The organism is Streptomyces sp. NPDC001513 (assembly GCF_042894695.1).
Taxonomy (GTDB): Bacteria; Actinomycetota; Actinomycetes; order Streptomycetales; family Streptomycetaceae; genus Streptomyces.
The window spans coordinates 287564-305362 of record NZ_JBIAVU010000005.1; the positions used below are offsets into that span (position 1 = coordinate 287564).

The window sequence follows — 17799 nt, forward strand, 5'->3', positions numbered from 1 at the left end:
GCCGCCCGATGTCGCGCCGCCCGATGTCGCGCCGCACGACGCCCGGCCGCCCGACGGCCCGTCGCCCGGTCGGGGGAGTCCTGCGCACCGAGCGCGGCCGCCTCACCGCCCTCTACGGCTCGCTGCTGCTCCTCGCGGGCGGCGGACTGGTGGCGCTGGTCTACGTCCTGGTCGGCCAGGGCCTCTACGCGAGCGTCAGCGGGGCCGTCCGCACGGTCAGCCCGGCCTACGTCCTTCCCTCGCCGGGCGTGACGCCCGGTGTCCCGCCCGGTGTCACCCCCGGTGTCACGCCCTTCCTCCCGCCCGGTACCGCCTCGCCCGGCCCGCGGGCCGACGTGGGCCGCAGCTGGGAACCGGCGCGGCGGCGGCCCTCGGGCGAGCCGCCCACCCCCGAGGAACTCAAGGGCTACGCCTTCACCCAGACCCTCTCGGACGCCGTCACCGACGCCACCCGGCACCGGCTGCTCATGTACTCCCTCCTCGCCCTGGCCGTCTTCGCCGTGCTGTCGATCTGGCTCGCCTGGTGGATGGCCGGCCGGGTGCTGCGCCCCGTCGGGGTGATCACCGAGACCGCGCGCCGCCTGTCCGGGGAGAACCTCGACGAGCGGATCTCCCTCGACGCCCCGCCCGGGGAGCTCAAGGAGCTGGCCGACACCTTCGACGCGATGCTGGGCCGGATGGAGCACCTGGTCTCCGCCCAGCGGCGGTTCGCCGCCAACGCGGCCCACGAACTGCGCACCCCGCTGGCCGTGCAGCGGGCGGCCGCCGAGATCGGGCTGGCCGGGGACCCGTCGCCGCAGAAGGTCGCCCGGATCCGGGCGAAGCTCATCGGCGTCGCGGACTCCAGCGAGCACCTCATCGAGTCCCTGCTGCTGCTCGCCGTGTCGGAACAGGGGCTGGAGGCGACCGCGCCGGTGGACCTGGCGGCGCTCGCGGCGGCCGAGCTGGCGGCCTGCCCGCAGCAGGGGCTGACCGTCGTACGGACCCTCGCGCCGCTGACCGTGACGGGCGACCGCACGCTCCTCGGCCACCTCCTGCGCAACCTGCTGATCAATGCCGTACGTCACAACCGGGCCGGGGGCCGGATCGCCGTCGCGACCTCCGCGGAAGGGGAACTGACGGTGTCGAACACCGGACCGGTGATCGATCCGGCGGACGTGCCCGGGCTCCTGGAACCCTTCCGGCGGCGCGCCGAACGGCAGCACACCGCAGGTGAGGGCGCTGGTCTGGGCCTCTCGATCGTGGCGTCGATCGCGCGGGCGCACGGGGCGGAGCTGGCGGCCGAGGCCAATCCGGCCCCGGAAGGCGGTCTGACGGTCCGTGTCCTGTTCCCCGTACCCGGCGGGACGCGCACATCGCCGGCGCACCACCTCTGAAGAGCGCCTGATGTACGGTCGGTTCAATGAGCAAGCACGCCCGAGCACGCTCCCGAGCGCCCCGTACGCCCCGCCGTGTGGCCCTGGCCGCCACCCTCGGCCTCGCGACCATCGCGGTCGGCTGGGTGTACGTCGCCCAGGACCCGGACAAGACCGCCGACGCGGCGCCGCAGGCGCGTGCGGACGCCCGCCCGCAGGCGGCGGACCGCGCCGCCCGTGACGTCCGGCGGTCCCCCCTGCAGGGCCTGACCGGCATCAGCGAGCAGACCCGGGAACGGATCCCGGCCGATGCCCGCCAGCTCATCCTGGTCACCGGCAAGGCCGGCGACTCCTCGGAGTCCACCGCCGCGTTCTACACCCGCCCGAGCGCCGACGTCGACTGGGTGCGGGCCGAGAGCTGGCCGGCGCGCAACGGCGCCAAGGGCTGGTCGGTGGATCGCGAGTACGGCGACCTGACCTCCCCGATGGGCGTCTTCGCGCTCACCGACGCGGGCGGCCTGCTCGCGAAGCCGCCGGGCACCCGGCTCCCGTACGACAAGAACGGGGGCTTCGTCGCCTCGGGCCGCGGGGTGAACGGCGAGTCCCTGGCGGGTTCCTTCGACTACGTCGTCGCCATCGACTTCAACCGCAGGCCGGGCAAGTCCCCGCTGGACCCGGTCATGCCGGAGGGCGAGGAGAAGGGCGGCAACATCTGGCTCCACGTGGACCACGACGGCCCCTCGCAGGGCTGCGTCGGCATCCCGAAGGAGGCCATGAAGAAGGTCCTGGAGACCCTCGACCCGGCGGCGAAGCCGGTCATCGTGATGGGTCCGGAAGGCTTCTGACCTCGGGCCGGGCCCGGTCCCGGTTCCCGACCCCGTCCCCCTTCCGGAGCAGCAGCCCGATGTAGGCGAGGTCGAACACGCTGCACAGGATCCCCAGGCCGAGGATGAACGGGGAGTCCTCCAGCACCCCGAACAGCAGGGTCGGGGCCAGCGTCCCCAGCCACTTCGCGACGGCGATGGTCAGGGACTGTCCGCGCGGCCCCTGCCGGGCGGCGTAGAGGGCGATGAACAGGCCGGACATCAGCAGGTTCTGCAGGAAGGCCGAGTACCGGGTCGCGTCGTGCACGCCGAAGTGCGCGAGGAACAGCCACTGCACGGCGAAGCCGGTACCGAACACCAGAACGGACCAGGCGGCGAAGAGCGGCCGGGTCACGAAGTCCGGCAGCTCGGCCCGGCCGAACCGCAGGTAGGTGTAGACGATCACCACGTCGGCCGCCGCCCACACCACGTTCACCACGCCCTGCGCGGACACGCCGGCCGTGACCTCGTGGACGGCGTAGGTCGCCTCCCAGGCGAAGTTCAGCGCGAGCGCGGCGACGGGCATCGCGTACGTCCGGTCCCGCAGCCCGACCCGGATCGCCTCCACGTACACGACGGTCCAGGCGATCCCGCTGACCAGGGTGAGCATCAGATCCACCCACGCACCCTAGGGCGTTTCGCAGGGGCCCGGAAGGCTTCCGACCGGAGCGCCGGTCAGGGACCCAGGTCCAGGACGCGCACCGGTTCGCCCTCCCACCGCTTGGCGAAGGTGGTGGCGATGATCGCTCCGTCCGGGCGCTCGGGCGTGTGCTGGGCCGCGTACTGGGTGTGCGCCGCGGCCCAGGTCTCCCGGCGCGCCAGGGCCAGTGCGGCGGGCAGGTCCAGATCGAGGATCGTGATGCCCGGCAGGGCGGCGAGGTGCTCCGCCGTGCCGGGCCGGGCGCGGTCCGCTTCGACCAGCGCGCAGGACGGCGCGTAGAGGTACCAGCCGGCCTCGGCGTGCGCGCGGTGGATGAGCCGGGAGGCGAGGACGTTGCCCTGTCCGGCGGCCAGCATCGCCGTCTCGTCCAGCACGATGTGCGTGTCCGTCACCGGCCCTTCGCCTCCGCCAGGCGCCGGTCCAACTCGGTGTCCAGGTCCTGCTGTTCGGACGGGGTCGGGGCGTAGCCGTTCCAGTCCCGCAGCGCGGCGCGGGCCCGCTCGGCCCGCTCGGCCCGCTCGGCCGGAGTGAGCAGCGTCTCCGCGAGACGGGCCAGATAGGCGCGCAGCGACAGCCCCTCGGCGGCGGCTATGGCGGCGAGTCTGTCTTTGGCTTCCTCGGGGATGCGGATGTTGGCGTCGGCCATGAGCGTGCTCCTTCCCATGGCGCAAGGGTACGGGTACGCACCCGTACCCGCAATGTCCGAGGCTTTCGGGATCGGGTCCTCCCTCTTGTCTGACGGGGCGTCAGCTACGACGATGGCCCGGCACCGATAGGACGAATCGGCAGACGAAGGCGAGGCGGGCCCGCCATGGCGCGCGTGTTTCCGGAAGGTCGGCTGGTCTACGGGATGCAGCTCCCGATCCAGTCGCAGAGCACCATCTACGCCGAGCCCTGGGAGGCGTCGGCCACCGCCGCGGATCTCGCCGAGATCGCGCGGGCCGCCGACAGGTCCGGCTTCGGGTACGTGGCCACCTGCGACCACGTGGCCATCCCGCGCCGGCTCGCCGGCCCCATGAGCACCATCTGGTACGACCCGGTGGCCACCCTGTCGTTCCTCGCCGGCATCACCGAGCGCGTGCGGCTGCTGAGCCACGTGGCGATCCTCGGCCTGCGCCACCCGCTGATCAGCGCCAAGCAGTACGCCACGCTCGACCACCTCTCCGGCGGCCGGCTGATCCTCGGCGTCGGCGCGGGGCACGTCCAGGAGGAGTTCGAGATCCTCGGCGTGGACTTCGCCCGCCGCGGGGCCGTCCTCGACGAGACCCTGGACGCGCTGCGGGCGGCGCTGGGGCCCGAGGAGTACCCGGAGTTCGAGGGCGAGCGGTTCTCCTTCAAGGACCTCGGCCAGCTGCCCCGGCCCGCGCAGGAGCGGATCCCCGTCTGGGTCGGCGGATCCTCGCCCGCCGCCGTCCGCCGCGCCGCGGTCCGCGGGGACGGCTGGCTCCCGCAGGGGGACCCGCGCGACAAGCTCCCGGCGCAGATCGCCCGCATCGGGGAGCTGCGCGCCGAGGCCGGGGTCACCGGCCCCTGCGAGATCGGCGCGATCACCGAGGCGCTGTACGTGGGCGAGCCCGGCTGGGACACCGGCCGCCGGACCCTCACCGGCAAGGCGGAGGCGCTCGCGGAGTCCCTGCGGGAGTACAAGGCGCTCGGAGTGGACCAGATCCAGGTCCGCTTCCGCAGCCGCGACCGCGCCGAACTGACGGACCAGATCACCGCTTTCGGGGCCGAGGTCGGCCCCCTCCTCAACGACTAGGAGCACGGGCATGGGCAAGCTGGACGGGCGCGTCGTCATCATCACCGGCGCGGCACGCGGCCAGGGCGAGCAGGAGGCCCGGCTGTTCGCCGCCGAGGGTGCCAGGGTGCTCCTCGGCGACGTGCTGGACGAGCAGGGCGCGGCGGTGGCCAAGGACATCGGCGAGGACCGGGCCCGGTACGTACGGATGGACGTGAGCCGCGAGGAGGACTGGGCGGCGGCCATAGCCACCGCCAAGGAGGCCTTCGGCGGCCGGATCGACGGCCTGGTCAACAACGCGGGCATCCTGCGCTTCAACGAGCTGACCGCGACCCCGCTGGAGGAGTTCCAGCAGGTGGTCCAGGTCAACCAGGTCGGCGCCTTCCTCGGCATCAAGACGGTGGCCCCCGAGATCGAGGCGGCCGGCGGCGGCACCATCGTCAACACCTCCTCGTACACCGGCCTGACGGGCATGGCGTACGTCGGCACCTACGCCGCCACCAAGGCGGCCATCCTCGGCCTCACCCGGGTGGCGGCGCTGGAGCTGGCCGCCAAGGGGATCCGGGTCAACGCGATGTGCCCCGGCGCCGTGGACACCCCGATGGCCAATCCGGGGCTGCTGGACCCGGCGAACATGACCGACGAGGCCAGGGACGCCATGGCGGAGCTCTACAAGCGGGTGGTCCCGATGGGGCGGGTGGGGCAGCCGGAGGAGATCGCCAAGCTCGCGCTCTTCCTGACCGGCGAGGACTCCTCGTACATCACCGGCCAGCCGTTCGTCATCGACGGCGGCTGGATGGCGGGCGTCAGCATCCTGTAGCGGTCCGCCGCCCAGGACGGTCTATCTGATGGAGCGTCAGGTATTGACGCTCCCGCCCCCGCGATGGAACAGTCGAGACATCGAATCTGACGCAACGTCAGAAACCAAAGGACGGTGAACCCCTTGGAATTCGGGCTCTTTGTGCAGGGATACGTGCCTGAGGCGCGGTCCAAGGTCGACCCCGAGGCAGAGCACAAGGCGCTGATCGAGGAGACCGAGTACGTCATCCAGGCGGACAAGTCCGGCTTCAAGTACGCCTGGGCCTCCGAGCACCACTTCCTGGAGGAGTACAGCCACCTGTCGGCGAACGAGGTGTTCCTCGGGTACCTCGCCCACGCCACCGAGCGCATCCACCTCGGCTCCGGCATCTTCAACCCGCTTGCCCCGGTCAACCACCCGGTCAAGGTGGCCGAGAAGGTCGCCATGCTCGACCACCTCTCCAAGGGCCGCTTCGAGTTCGGCACCGGCCGCGGCGCGGGCAGCCACGAGATCCTCGGCTTCCTGCCCGGCATCGAGGACATGAACGGCACCAAGGAGATCTGGGAGGAGACCATCGCGGAATTCCCCAAGATGTTCCTCCAGGAGGAGTACGAGGGGTTCCAGGGCAAGCACTGGTCGCTGCCGCCGCGGAAGATCTTCCCCAAGCCGTACGGGAAGGCGCACCCGGCCATGTGGTACGCCGCCGGCTCCCCGTCCTCGTACGCGATGGCGGCGAAGAAGGGCCTGGGCGTCCTCGGCTTCAGCGTCCAGAAGGTCTCGGACATGGAGTGGGTCCTCGACCAGTACAAGACGGCGATCCGCGAGGCGAAGGCGATCGGCGCGTTCGTCAACGACAACGTGATGGTCACGTCGACCGCGATCTGTGCGGAGACGCACGACAAGGCGGTGGAGATCGCGGTCAACGCGAACATGAACCGCTTCCAGTCGCTGGTCTTCCGCTACCACGACACCTTCCCGCGGCCGGAGGCGATCCCGCAGTGGCCGGAGACCCTGCCGGAGTACAACGCGGAGATCATCGAGCTCCTGATCGCGGAGGAACTGCTGATCTGCGGTGACCCGTCGGAGGTCCGCGCCCAGTGCAAGCGCTGGGAGCAGGCGGGCGCGGACCAGCTCTCCTTCGGTCTGCCGACCGGGGTCTCGTACGAGGACACGATGACCACGGTCAAGCTGATCGGCGAGCACGTGATCCCGGAGATAGACACGGACCCGGTGCACCGCACCACCCGCTTCCGCGAATCCGCCTAGCGGCGGCCCGGCAGTTCGGGGACGCCCCGCCCCCCGGACGCCGACCCGGGGCGGGGACCCCGTACGGGGACGGCGTCTTCCCGGACCGCCGTCCCGCACCAGCCCCGGCCGGGCGGCCTCCGGCCGGGGCCAAATCAGCCCCGCCGGCGTTTGAGGCGCGGGTCCGGGCGGAGCCCGGTGCCCGGCGGAGCCGGGTTCCCTGGGGCTCCGCCCCAGACCCCGCGCCTCAAACGCCGGCGAGGCTGAAATTCCCAGCCCCGCCGGCGTTTGAGGCGCGGGGGGCTCGGGGGCAGCGCCCCCGCAACGGCGCCGCACGCAGGGGTGACCTCAGCCCCGCCGGCGCTTGAGGCGCATCCAGTACGGCCGCAACGCGAACACCGGCAGAAGGGACGTCATGCTCGACCACCTGATCAAGGGCGCGACCGTAGTGGACGGCACCGGCGCCCCCGCCCGCGTCGCAGACGTGGGGATACGCGACGGCCGGATCGCGGCGATAGCCGCACCCGGCAGCGTCACCGAAGAAGCCCGTACCAGCGAGGACGCCACCGGCCTGGTCCTCACCCCCGGCTTCGTCGACCCCCACACGCACTACGACGCCCAGCTCTTCTGGGACCCGTACGCCACGCCCTCCATGAACCACGGCGTCACCACCGTCGCCGGCGGCAACTGCGGCTTCACCCTAGCCCCGCTCAACCCGGCCCGCCCCGAAGACGCCGACTACACGCGCCGCATGATGAGCAAGGTCGAGGGCATGGCCCTCAAGGCCCTGGAGGAGGGCGTCGACTGGACCTGGTCCACCTTCGGCGAGTACCTCGACGCCCTGGAGGGCCGGATCGCCGTCAACGCCGGGTTCATGGTCGGCCACTGCGCCCTGCGCCGCCACGTCATGGGCGAGGACGCCGTCGGCGGGCAGCCCACCCCCGAGCAGATGCAGCAGATGCTCGACCTCTTCCACGACGCCATGAACGCCGGCGCCTGGGGCCTGTCCACCACCCAGTCCTCCACCCACTCCGACGGCTCCGGCGCCCCCGTCGCCTCCCGGCACGCGAAGCCCGCCGAACTCCTCGCCCTCTCCCAGGCCGTCGCCGAACACGAGGGCACCCAGCTCGAAGCGATCGTCGCGGGCTGCCTGGACCAGTTCGCCGACGAGGAGATCGACCTCTTCGTCGACATGAGCGCCGCCGCCGGACGCCCCCTGAACTGGAACGTCCTCACCATCGACGCCTCCGTCCCGGAACGGGTGCCGCGCCAGCTGATCCCCAGCGAGCGCGCCCGCAAGGCCGGCGGCCGGATCGTCGCGCTGACGATGCCGATCCTCACCCCCATGAACATGTCCCTCGGGACCTTCTGCGCGCTGAACCTCATCCCCGGCTGGGGCGAGGTCCTCGGCCTGCCCGTCCCCGAGCGGATCGAGAGGCTCCGCGACGCCGGCGTACGCGCCGAGATGCTGCGCCGCGCCGACAGCAAGGAGGCCGGGGTCTTCCGGCGCCTCGCCCACTTCGGCCGGTACGTCATCGGCGACACGTACAGCAAGGAGAACGAGGGCCTCTCCGGCCGCGTCGTCAACGACATCGCCGCCGAGCGCGGTCAGGACCCGTTCCACTGCCTGGTGGAGATCTGCGCCAACGACGACCTGCGCACGGTGCTCTGGCCGATGCCCACCGACAACGACCCGGCGAGCTGGGCCCTGCGCGCCGAGACCTGGCAGCACGAGGACGTCATGCTCGGCGGCTCCGACGCCGGCGCGCACCTGGACCGCATGTGCGGGGCCCCGTACACGACCCGCTTCCTCGGCGACTGCCTGCGCGGCCGCAAGCTGGTCCCGCTGGAGCAGGCGGTACGGATGCTCACCGACGACCCGGCGCAGTTGTTCGGGCTGCGCGAACGCGGCCGGATCGCCGAGGGCTACCACGCCGACCTGGTCCTCTTCGACCCGGAACGCATCGAGGCCGGCCCCGCCACGCTCGTCCACGACCTGCCCGGGGACAGCCCGCGGCTGGACGCGCGGGCCATCGGCATCGTCTCCGTACGGGTCAACGGCGTGGAGACCATCCGCGACGACGAGGTCACGGGGGCGGTCCCCGGGATCGTGCTCCGCTCGGGCCGCGACACGAGGACGGTGAGCACCCGTTGAACGCACAACCCCTTTACATCGGCGGCGAGTGGGTGGAGCCCGCCGGCGGCCACTACGAGGTGGTCAACCCGGCGGACGAGTCGGTGGTCGGGCTCGCCCCCGAGGCCTCGCGCCCGCAGGTCGAGGACGCGGCCCGCGCCGCGGCCGAGGCCTTCGAAAGCTGGTCCCGTACGAAGCCCGAGGAGCGCGCGGCGATCCTCGACCGGGCCGCGGACATCATGCAGCGCGAGTTCGATCCGTGGACGGCGCTGGCCCAGGCGGAGACGGGCGCACCCACCGGGATCGCGCGCGGCATGCAGGTCGGCGTCGGCGTGGCCCGCTTCCGCCGGTACGCGCGCGGGGCCCTCGAACCCGTGGAGAAGGGCCTCCCGCCGCAGGTCACGGAGGCCGGCCCGATGGGGAAGGCGGGCATCCTCGGTGCGCTGGAGGTACGTCAGCCGGTCGGCGTGGTCACCTGCATCACCTCGTACAACAACCCGTGGGCGAATCCGGCGGGCAAGGTGGCCCCGGCCCTGGCCATGGGGAACACGGTGGTGGTCAAGCCGGCCCCGCAGGACCCGCTGTCGGTGTTCAGGATGGCGGACGCCCTGCACGAGGCCGGGGTGCCGGCGGGCGTCGTGAACGTGGTGAACGGCCAGTCGGTGGAGGTCGGCGAGGCCGCCGTGGACTCCCCGTACGTGGACATGGTGTCCTTCACCGGTTCCACGGGCGTCGGGCAGCGCATCGCGGAGGTCTGCGGCCGGACGATGAAACGGCAGCTGATGGAGCTGGGCGGCAAGGGCGCGGCGATCGTCTTCGGGGACGCCGACCTGGACGCGGCGGTGATGGGCATCGGCACCACCTTCTCCTTCTACTCCGGGCAGATCTGCACGGCCCCGACCCGGGTGATCGTCCACCGGTCGGTCTACGACCAGCTGATCGAGAAGCTCACCGGCTACCTGGCCTTCATGAAGGTCGGCGCCCCGGCGGCGGCCGGCACGGTGGTGGGCCCGGTGATCTCGGCGGCGCACCGGGACCGCGTGGAGTCGTACGTCGAGCTGGGGAGGAAGGAGGGCGCGCGGATCGCGTACGGCGGCGAGCGCCCGGTGGTGGGGGAGGACGGCAAGGGCTTCTACGTGGCCCCGACCCTCCTCGTCGACTGCACGAACGACATGCGGGTGGTCCGCGAGGAGATCTTCGGCCCGGTGGTCGTGGTCGTCCCCTTCGACGGGGACGAGGACGAGGCGGTCCGGCTGGCCAACGACAGCGACTTCGGCCTGCTCAGCTATGTGTGGTCGGGGGACTCGGCGCGCGCGTTCCGCGTGGCGCGGCGGCTGCGGGCGGGCGGGGTCGGCGTGAACACCATCGGCCGGCACATGGAGGCCCCGTTCGGCGGCTTCAAGCGCAGCGGGGTGGGCCGCGACGTCGGCTCGTACGCGCTGCACGCGTACAGCGAGATCCAGTCGATCGTCTGGACGGGCTAGAGCCGGGCGGCTCCGGCCGGGGGCAGGTGGCTCCCGGCCGGAGCCGGGTCATGCGGGCGGGGCGGGCGGGGCCGTGCGGTAGCCGAGGGCCTCGGCCAGCTCGTCGTTGCCGCCGGCGAAAGAGGCGAAGGTCTTCGGGTCGTCCGTCTCCAGCCGTTGCAGGGCGGCGGCCGCCCGTGCCCGGGGCGGGCCGTCTTCGTCGGGCAGCCGCCATGCGAAGTACAGCGATCCGCCGGTGCCGGGAGGCGGCGCGGACGGCGTGTACCTGAACTGGGCCACCGTCGTGTCCGGGTCGCGCCAGTCGGTGCCGATCCAGCTCGGCGCGACTTCCCAGCGGGCCGTCAGTTCCGGCCGGTCGCGCAGGCCGGCCGCGATCAGCCGGGCGGTGCTGCGGGCGGGCCAGCACCAGGAGTGGTCCTGCTCGGCGCGCGCGAGCTCGGCGTCGTAGGCGGCGGCGTCGAAGCGGTACGCGGGCGGCGGCGGGCCGACCGCCCCGCGCCAGCCGTCCCACACCACCTCGTCGCCGTCCCGGCGGATCGTCACGTACAGCGCGCCGCAGCAGCCTTCGGTGCAGTACGCCTCGCAGAGCTGCACCTCGCGCGGCTCCGCCGCGGCGCGGAGCCGGCCGCTGTCGAGCAGGTACTCGGGCGGGTTGGCCCGGCCCTTCCCGAACAGCGCCGGGACGAGCGGGATCCCGTCGGCCAGGATCCGGGTCTCGACGCCGGGGGAGTCCCCGGGATCGTGGACGACGACCAGCTCCCACCGAGGGGGGTCACCGGCCTCGGTGCGGCGGGCGAAGGGGAGGTACCGGTTGCGCCGGAACCAGTCCGCCTGACGGTCGCCGGGTGCGGGCTCCGGCGCGGCCTCCTCCGGCAGCAGCCGGTCCAGGGCGTCGAGCAGGGTTCGGCGTCGCCCTGGCCGCCAGTTCAGCAGTACGGCCGGTCCGCTATGCAGGTCGAGGGCGAGCGACAGCAGCAGCGACCGGTGCTCCGGGGTCGGGGGCAGCCGGTCGGCGTGCCGGACCAGAGCCTCGTACACGGCCCGGGCGGGCAGGTAGTCGAGGATGTCGGCGCGGCTGTCCAGCTGGTCGGACATCCGGTGCAGCAGCCGGCCGGTCAGCGCGAGCAGTTCGGCGTCCTGCGGCCGGGCCCGCAGCAGCCCGCGCAGGTCGGCGGCCTCGGCGATGCGTCGGGCGAGCCACATGGCCTGCGACTCGTCCGGCAGGGAGACCAGAGCGGACCGGGTGGCCTCCGGGTCGCCGGAGGTGATCGCCTCGGTCAGCGGGGTCAGCTGCTCGGAGCGGTCGCGGCCGCGGATGACCAGCAGGCCGGCGGCCTGCCGGTCGAGCGGGTCAAGGGCGGCGATCACGCCGTCCTGCAGGCCCCGCAGCATGCCGAGGGTCTTGAGACAGGGCACGTCCTCGGGCTCGCCGAGGCGGATCAGCAGGGCGATGCCGACCCCGACGGCCGCCGCATCCGTACCGGTGCGGACCAGCTGCCGGGCGGTCCGCCGGGCAGCGTCCTCGTCGGCGAGTGCGAGCCGTGCGGCGTGGGCGCGCAGGCTGCGGTGGGACATGGCCAGCTCGGCGACCCGCCGGTGGACGGCCTCGGCGGCACGTACCGGGTCGGGGTCGGCGAGCAGAGGTGTGAGGGCGTCGGTGACTTCGGCCTGCGCCTGTTGCCAGGTCAGGTCCTTGCGCCTGGGCTCGGGTGGCCCGTCGGGCAGCGGATAGCCGCGGCGCGGGACCCGGCCGTCCGGCTCGATGCCGTGCCGGAAGAGGGCGTAGTCGTACAGGGAGGTCGTCCGGGGGGCGAGCGGCTCGCGCTCGTCGCGGACGCTCATCGGGCGGGGTGGGACTCGATTCCGTAGGTCATGAGAGGAGCCTGCCAGGCCGGGTCAGGGGGCGTCCAACGAGAATGCGGCCTCGCCGCGGACCCGGCCGTTGACCTGGAGCTGCACCAGGTGCTCGCCGGAGTGGTAGCGGCGGGTGGTGATCGGCTTGAAGGAGTGCCGTTTGGTGCCGCTGAGGGTTTCGCCGGGGGCCACGGCGCGGGTGAGGAGTTTGAAGACCTTGGGGGTGCGGGTGCCGTTCGCCTTCGTGTGGTGCACGACGTAGTCGACGACGAGCTCGGCCGGGAGGGTGCCGGTGTTGGTGACCGCGTAGTCGAAGACGAGGTACTCGCCGACGGCGACCCGCGGGGTGGACAGCACCGGCCCGCGCACGGTGACCGGCACGTCCGGGGAGTGCCCGAGCAGGGTCAGCGCCTCGGGCCGGCCGGCCTTGATCAGGGTGCGCAGCCCGTGGCGTACGACGCGGTCGGTCGTGCCGGTGGGGCCGGTCAGCCAGCGGGCGGCGGTCTCGACGGCGAGTGCGGGGTGGTCCCGGCTGATGTCGTTGAGGTGGTTGGAGACGGAGCGGCGGACGTACTCGGACTCGTCGCGGTAGAGGGCGTCCAGCACCGGCAGGGCCGGGCGCGGGTCGGCGACGAAGGCGGGCAGCTGCGGGGCCCACGGCAGGCGGGGCCGGGTGCCCTCGCTGGCGAGGCGCCGTACGTGCGGGTCCGGGTCGTCCGTCCACGTCCGTACGACGGCCAGGGCGCGGGCCGGGTCGGCGCGCAGGAAGGGCCGTACGGCGGATTCGGCGGTCAGCCGGGAGGTGAGGTCGTGCAGCAGCGCCAGCCCGGGCTCGAACACCTCCAGCCCGCGGACGGCGACGGCCTCGTTGACGGGGAAGGTCATCCAGCCCTCGAAGGCAGGGTCGGCGAGGGCGGTGCGCACGACGGCCTCGAAGCCGGGCCAGTCCTCGGGGAGGTCGGCGAGCACGGCGTCGCGGACGGCGCCGACGCGGCCGCTGTACGTCAGCCCGTCGAGGGCGTCGGCGTCGGCGCTGGCGCGCAGGGCGGGCGCGGACCGGCGGCCGCCTGCTCGGGCGAGCAGCCGGGCCAGGGTGCTGACGGTTTCCGCGCTGAGGAGCTCATCGGCCGTGGGCATGGGGACAGTCTCGCGGATGGCTGCGCCGCTTGGGCCGGGTATTGAGGGGGGCCGGGCGCGCGCCGGGGCGTCTCCTCGGGCGCCGAACGTGTCGGGGGGTCGGAGCGTCTGGGCACCTTGCGTTCGGCGCCCTGCGGGGATCACCCCGACACACACCCGACCCCGGCCCAACCGGCCGGCTGGTCGGAGCCGAAGGGGGCAGCCTGGTTCTGGTTCGGCCCCGCCCTGTCGCTCAGTCCACGTAGTAGTCGGTGAGGACGCAGCCCTTCACCAGGGCCGGTTCCTTGCGGAAGCCGCTCGGCGGGTTGAAGTCCGCGTGGCAGTTCAGCATCAGCAGGCCGGCCTGCGGGGTCAGCAGGGCGCTCATGGCGTCCGAGCTCTCGGATCCCATGGCGAAGTCCTGCCCGACGACGATGCCGCTGTTGCTGTCCCCGCCGCCCTCCGCGGCGATCGCGGCCTTGAAGGCGGTCTGGAAGGCCTTCGCGTCCTTGATCATGTAGATGCTGGTGCGGCCTCGGCTGCCGCAGGTCCCGCGCTCGGTGACGGTGCCGGCCTGGAGGAGCTTCTCGTCGGGGTCCGTGCTCGACTGGCTGCCCGCGGGGATGGCCTTGATCGGGTCGCACGGGGTGAATCCGTTGACGTAGCGGGCGGCGGCGGCCATGGTCGCCGCCTTGGGGAGCTTCTGGAACGCCGTCCCGTCCTTGGGGGCGCTGCCGTTGACGCCGCCGTTCTTCGTCGGGTTGTCCAGCGTGCCCTCGTTGGGGCCGCCGTCGCCGGCGCCGTTCGCGCCCGCCGCGACGGAATCCCCGCCGACGCCGCCGAGCGGCGGGTTGTCGCCGCCTCCGCAGCCGGTGAGGGAGAGCAGGGCCGCGGTGGCCGAGATGGTGATGACGAGTGGCTTGAAACGCATGTTTCCTGTGTCCCCCGGTAAATGACCTTGACCGGCGGCGACTCTAGGGCGGTGATCATGTCTGCGGCAAACCCGAGGGAAGAAAACTCGCACGGGAAAGTTTGAAACCTCCCAAAACGGACATGGCTGCGGTTTCCGCATCCCGAAAGCTCCTCCCGGGAGCCTGCTGAACCATGGCCGGAGGCAGAAGTGAACCTTCTATTAAGAGTGCGTTAACGGTCTCGGCCTCGGGATTCCAAGGCGTTCGGGGTGCCCGGATTCCGGACTTCGATCGTCCAGATGTGGAAAACGCACCATCTAACGTCCTGACCCATGACTCAGCTGGACGTTCGGCCTCGGGCCGGAGACACGGTAAGCGGCGTCGCCGAGGGCGACGTTCGCGGCAAGGGCCTCGGCAAGGGCTCCGTCGGCCTCGTGGGAAGCGCCGTCATCGGCATCTCCACCGTCGCCCCCGTCTACTGCCTGACCTCGACCCTCGGCTCCACCGCCGGGGAGGTCGGCATGCAGATGCCGGCCATCTTCCTCGCCGGCTTCCTCCCGATGCTGCTGGTCGCCTTCGCGTACCGCGAGCTCAACAAGGCCATGCCGGACTGCGGCACCTCCTTCACCTGGACCGTCAAGGCCTTCGGCCCGCGGATCGGCTGGATGTGCGGCTGGGGCCTGGTGATCGCCACGATCATCGTCCTCTCCAACCTCGCGGGCGTCGCCACCTCGTACTTCTGGCTGCTGGCGGGTGAGATCACCGGCAACGACTCGGTCGCCGCCCTGGACGACAACAAGCTCGTCCACATCGCCACCTGCCTGACGCTGATCGCCGTCGCGACCGCCATCAGCTACCGCGGCATGACCGCCACCAAGGGCGTCCAGTACGCCCTGGTCGGCCTCCAGCTCGTCGTGCTCGCCATCTTCGTCGCGATGGCCTTCCAGAAGGCCTCCGCCGGCACCTTCGACACGGGCCTGGACTTCTCCTGGTCCTGGATGAACCCCTTCGCGGTCGAGTCCATGGCGGCCTTCACCGCCGGACTCTCGCTCTCGATCTTCATGTACTGGGGCTGGGACGCGTGCCTGGCCACCAACGAGGAGACCACCGGCTCCACGAAGACCCCCGGCCGCGCCTCGCTCATCGCGATGGTCGTCCTGGTCGGCTCCTACCTCGCCACCGGCGTCGCCGCGCAGATGGCCGTCGGCTCGGGCGGCGAAGGCCTGGGGCTCGCCAACGAGGAGACCTCCGGCAACGTCTTCGCGGCCCTCGCCGGCCCCGTGATGGGCCCCGTGCTCGGCATCCTGCTCTTCGTGGCCGTCCTGGCCTCCGCCGCGGCCTCCCTGCAGACCACCTTCATCCCGGTGGCCCGCACGGTCCTCGCCATGTCGACGTACGAGGCGCTGCCGCCCTCCTACGCCAAGGTCCACCCGAAGTTCAAGACCCCGGGCCGCGCCACCGTCATGGCGGGCGTCGCCACCGGCGCGTTCTACACGGTGATGACCCTGGTCAGCGAGAACGTCCTGACCGACACGATCTTCGCGCTCGGCCTGATGATCTGCTTCTACTACTCGCTGACGGCCTTCGCCTGCGCCTGGTACTTCCGCGCCGAGCTGCGCCGCTCCACCCGCGACCTGCTCTTCAAGGGCGTCTTCCCGGTCCTGGGCGGGCTGCTGCTGGCCGCGGTCTTCTTCAAGACCCTCTACGACGCCTGGGACCCGGCCTACGGCTCCGGCTCCACCATCCCGGGCCTCGGCGTCGGCAACGTCTTCGTCATCGGCGTCGGCCTGCTGGCCCTCGGCCTGGTCATCATGTTCGTCACCGAGCGCCGCAGCCCCGCCTTCTTCCGCGGCCAGGTCCTGACGAAGTCCACCCCGGCCCTGGTGGTCGAGGACTGACCACCCCCGCGCACCCCGTGCGCCCCCCCCGCTGAGTCATCCCCGCGGCCCCGGATCGATCCCCCGATCCGGGGCCGCCGGCGTTCCGGGCGGGGTCGGGCGGTGACCCGGGGTGTGGGGGAGTCGTTGGGTCGGGCATGAACGCCATGAAGCGCACCCTCGCCGCCCTGGTCGTCACCGGCGGCGCCGCCCTCGCACTCACCCCCGTCACCGCGCACGCCGACGAGCCCGCCGCTCAGGCGCCCCCGGTCGTCGGCCGCGTCGTCGACATCGTCGACCACCCCACCCAGACCGTCCAAGACGCGAAGACGGCGGTCGCGGTGACCACCTCCGCCGCCGGCACCGCCACGGAGGCCACGGACGCCTCCCTCACGGCGCCCCTGCACACCCTCCCCAAGGCCCCGTCGGTCAAGTGACCCCGCCCCGGCCGGTGCGGGCGGCCGGGAGATCGCTCAGCCCCAGGTGCGGGAGCAGAGCACGAGCCGGTAGCCGTCGGGGTCCTCGACGGTGACCCCCCACTCGTCCCAGTACGGGTTGTGGGCGGCGACCCGCGTCCCGCCGTGCTCGACGAGCCGCTGGACCAGGGCCTCGTCCGGCGCCTCGCCGAGGTAGAGCACGAAGAGGTCGTCGACGGTGGGCGCGGGCAGGATCGGGTTCGAGGCGTCACGGGTCAGCTCGAAGTGCCAGCCGCCGCCCGCCGGTCCGACCATCAGCAGGTCGTGCTCCCCGGGCGCGCTCGCGGTGGTCCGCCACTGCACCTCCAGGCCGAGCCCGTCGACGTAGAAGCGTTCGGCGGCCTTCAGATCGAGGGAGGGCCGGGCGACGCGGACGTGTGTACGTGAATCGATCATGTGCGGCAGCGTACGAAACCCGGGTGGGGCGCGGGGCGCGGGAAGTTCAGCCACGCCGAAGCTTTGGCCAGTAAATGACCCGAGCCCGCCGTGTCCGAATTCCGCTTGCGGCCCGGCACCCGCGCCCCGCCTGGCCGGTACGGCCCCGGCCGCGATTCCCCTGCATCGAGACGGGGGACGAGTATCGGCCACATGCCATCTGACCTGCGAAAATGATGAGGTCTGGCCCGATCTTGCGGCCTAGGATCGACCCCCACTCACATGGGGGAAACACATCATGAACAAGAACCTTTTCCGCGCGTCCGCGGTCGCCGCGGCCGCCGTCGCCTTCTCGGGCGTCATCTCCGTCTCGCAGTCCGCGAGCGCGGCGCAGACCTGCTCGTCTGCCACCGCCAACGGCTGGGTCAACTCGATGCCCGGCGTCATCCCCGAGGCGCAGCTGCACGCGCCGACCTGCGTCGAGGCGCTCCCGGACAACAAGGTCCGCGGGAAGGTGACCGTCAACTGGGCCTTCATCAACGACGGTCAGTCCGACATGACGAGCAAGCGCTACACCTCGTTCAAGGTGACGACGCGGCTGGAGAGCCGTGTGCCGGGCGGCACCGACGCCACGGTCACCACCAAGACCTGTGACCTCACGGCCAACATCAACTCGGTGACGGAGGGCAAGTTCACTTGTCTGACCCCGTCGGCCACCCTGGACCCGAAGAAGCAGTGGTCCGGCGACGCGACGGTCGTCTTCGACATAGAGGGCGACAACAAGGGCCCCGTCACCTGGCAGCTGACCGGCTCGCCGCTGATGAGCTAGGGACCCTTCCGCGGGCCACGGTGAGCTGCCGAACAATCCGCGGGCCGCGGTGGAGGTGGTGTGCGACGATCACTCGTCGCAC

17 protein-coding genes are annotated in these 17799 nt (G+C 72.2%); 10 read left to right on the forward strand and 7 right to left on the reverse strand.

Going from position 1 to position 17799, the window contains the following annotated elements:
- The first annotated feature begins 23 nt into the window (after positions 1–23).
- Both ACFYZ4_RS13285 and ACFYZ4_RS13290 read left to right on the forward strand, forming a co-directional pair.
- Positions 24–1376: an ATP-binding protein gene (locus tag ACFYZ4_RS13285; protein WP_390783939.1), complete on the forward strand. Its 1353-nt coding sequence runs from the start codon at positions 24–26 to the stop codon at positions 1374–1376.
- A 26-nt stretch (positions 1377–1402) separates the two neighbouring features.
- Positions 1403–2200 carry a hypothetical protein gene (locus ACFYZ4_RS13290; RefSeq protein ID WP_351294909.1) on the forward strand — a complete coding sequence of 266 codons (798 nt, stop codon included), beginning with the start codon at positions 1403–1405 and terminating at the stop codon, positions 2198–2200.
- On the opposite strand, the gene ACFYZ4_RS13295 is transcribed toward ACFYZ4_RS13290, so the two are convergent.
- The 3 genes from ACFYZ4_RS13295 to ACFYZ4_RS13305 form a co-directional block, all read right to left on the reverse strand.
- Complete coding sequence (locus ACFYZ4_RS13295) at positions 2172–2828, reverse strand: hypothetical protein (RefSeq protein ID WP_390784015.1); 657 nt, start codon at positions 2826–2828, stop codon at positions 2172–2174. The two genes, ACFYZ4_RS13290 and ACFYZ4_RS13295, sit on opposite strands and share 29 nt — an antisense overlap.
- A 65-nt stretch (positions 2829–2893) precedes the next feature.
- Positions 2894–3235 carry a hypothetical protein gene (locus ACFYZ4_RS13300; RefSeq protein WP_390784016.1) on the reverse strand — a complete coding sequence of 114 codons (342 nt, stop codon included), beginning with the start codon at positions 3233–3235 and terminating at the stop codon, positions 2894–2896.
- Between the two features lie 32 nt (positions 3236–3267).
- The gene (locus tag ACFYZ4_RS13305; protein WP_351294926.1) at positions 3268–3525 is read right to left on the reverse strand and encodes a hypothetical protein; all 258 of its coding nucleotides are present in this window, start codon (positions 3523–3525) and stop codon (positions 3268–3270) included.
- A gap of 165 nt (positions 3526–3690) precedes the next feature.
- On the opposite strand from ACFYZ4_RS13305, the gene ACFYZ4_RS13310 reads away from it, so the two are divergent.
- The 5 genes from ACFYZ4_RS13310 to ACFYZ4_RS13330 all read left to right on the forward strand — a co-directional run bounded on the left by ACFYZ4_RS13310 (position 3691) and on the right by ACFYZ4_RS13330 (position 10279).
- On the forward strand, positions 3691–4638 hold the full coding sequence (locus tag ACFYZ4_RS13310; protein ID WP_351597024.1) for an LLM class F420-dependent oxidoreductase: 948 nt from the start codon (positions 3691–3693) through the stop codon (positions 4636–4638).
- 10 nt (positions 4639–4648) lie between these two features.
- Positions 4649–5437, forward strand: a complete 789-nt coding sequence (locus ACFYZ4_RS13315; protein WP_351294915.1) for a glucose 1-dehydrogenase — start codon at positions 4649–4651, stop codon at positions 5435–5437.
- 123 nt (positions 5438–5560) lie between these two features.
- Positions 5561–6682 (forward strand): LLM class flavin-dependent oxidoreductase, encoded by a 1122-nt coding sequence (locus ACFYZ4_RS13320; RefSeq protein ID WP_351294931.1) that lies wholly within the window; start codon positions 5561–5563, stop codon positions 6680–6682.
- Positions 6683–7076: 394 nt separating this feature from the next.
- Positions 7077–8816, forward strand: coding sequence for an amidohydrolase family protein (locus ACFYZ4_RS13325; protein WP_390783940.1), 1740 nt, complete (start codon positions 7077–7079; stop codon positions 8814–8816).
- Positions 8813–10279 (forward strand): aldehyde dehydrogenase family protein, encoded by a 1467-nt coding sequence (locus ACFYZ4_RS13330; protein ID WP_390783941.1) that lies wholly within the window; start codon positions 8813–8815, stop codon positions 10277–10279. Before ACFYZ4_RS13325 ends, ACFYZ4_RS13330 begins: the two co-directional genes overlap by 4 nt.
- Before the next feature lie 48 nt (positions 10280–10327).
- Here ACFYZ4_RS13330 and ACFYZ4_RS13335 read toward each other — a convergent pair whose 3' ends face one another.
- The 3 genes from ACFYZ4_RS13335 to ACFYZ4_RS13345 all read right to left on the reverse strand — a co-directional run bounded on the left by ACFYZ4_RS13335 (position 10328) and on the right by ACFYZ4_RS13345 (position 14180).
- Complete coding sequence (locus ACFYZ4_RS13335; protein ID WP_390783942.1) at positions 10328–12121, reverse strand: hypothetical protein; 1794 nt, start codon at positions 12119–12121, stop codon at positions 10328–10330.
- A gap of 54 nt (positions 12122–12175) precedes the next feature.
- Positions 12176–13270 carry a DNA alkylation repair protein gene (locus ACFYZ4_RS13340; protein WP_351293551.1) on the reverse strand — a complete coding sequence of 365 codons (1095 nt, stop codon included), beginning with the start codon at positions 13268–13270 and terminating at the stop codon, positions 12176–12178.
- A gap of 232 nt (positions 13271–13502) precedes the next feature.
- Positions 13503–14180 (reverse strand): hypothetical protein, encoded by a 678-nt coding sequence (locus ACFYZ4_RS13345; RefSeq protein WP_351293548.1) that lies wholly within the window; start codon positions 14178–14180, stop codon positions 13503–13505.
- 312 nt (positions 14181–14492) lie between these two features.
- On the opposite strand from ACFYZ4_RS13345, the gene ACFYZ4_RS13350 reads away from it, so the two are divergent.
- Complete coding sequence (locus ACFYZ4_RS13350; protein WP_351293546.1) at positions 14493–16058, forward strand: APC family permease; 1566 nt, start codon at positions 14493–14495, stop codon at positions 16056–16058.
- A 137-nt stretch (positions 16059–16195) separates the two neighbouring features.
- Entirely contained in the window at positions 16196–16474 is a 279-nt protein-coding gene (locus ACFYZ4_RS13355; RefSeq protein ID WP_351293543.1) for a hypothetical protein, read from the forward strand.
- Between the two features lie 36 nt (positions 16475–16510).
- On the opposite strand, the gene ACFYZ4_RS13360 is transcribed toward ACFYZ4_RS13355, so the two are convergent.
- Entirely contained in the window at positions 16511–16909 is a 399-nt protein-coding gene (locus tag ACFYZ4_RS13360; RefSeq protein WP_351293540.1) for a VOC family protein, read from the reverse strand.
- Positions 16910–17186: 277 nt separating this feature from the next.
- On the opposite strand from ACFYZ4_RS13360, the gene ACFYZ4_RS13365 reads away from it, so the two are divergent.
- The gene (locus tag ACFYZ4_RS13365; RefSeq protein ID WP_351293537.1) at positions 17187–17717 is read left to right on the forward strand and encodes a hypothetical protein; all 531 of its coding nucleotides are present in this window, start codon (positions 17187–17189) and stop codon (positions 17715–17717) included.
- The last annotated feature ends 82 nt before the right edge of the window (positions 17718–17799 follow it).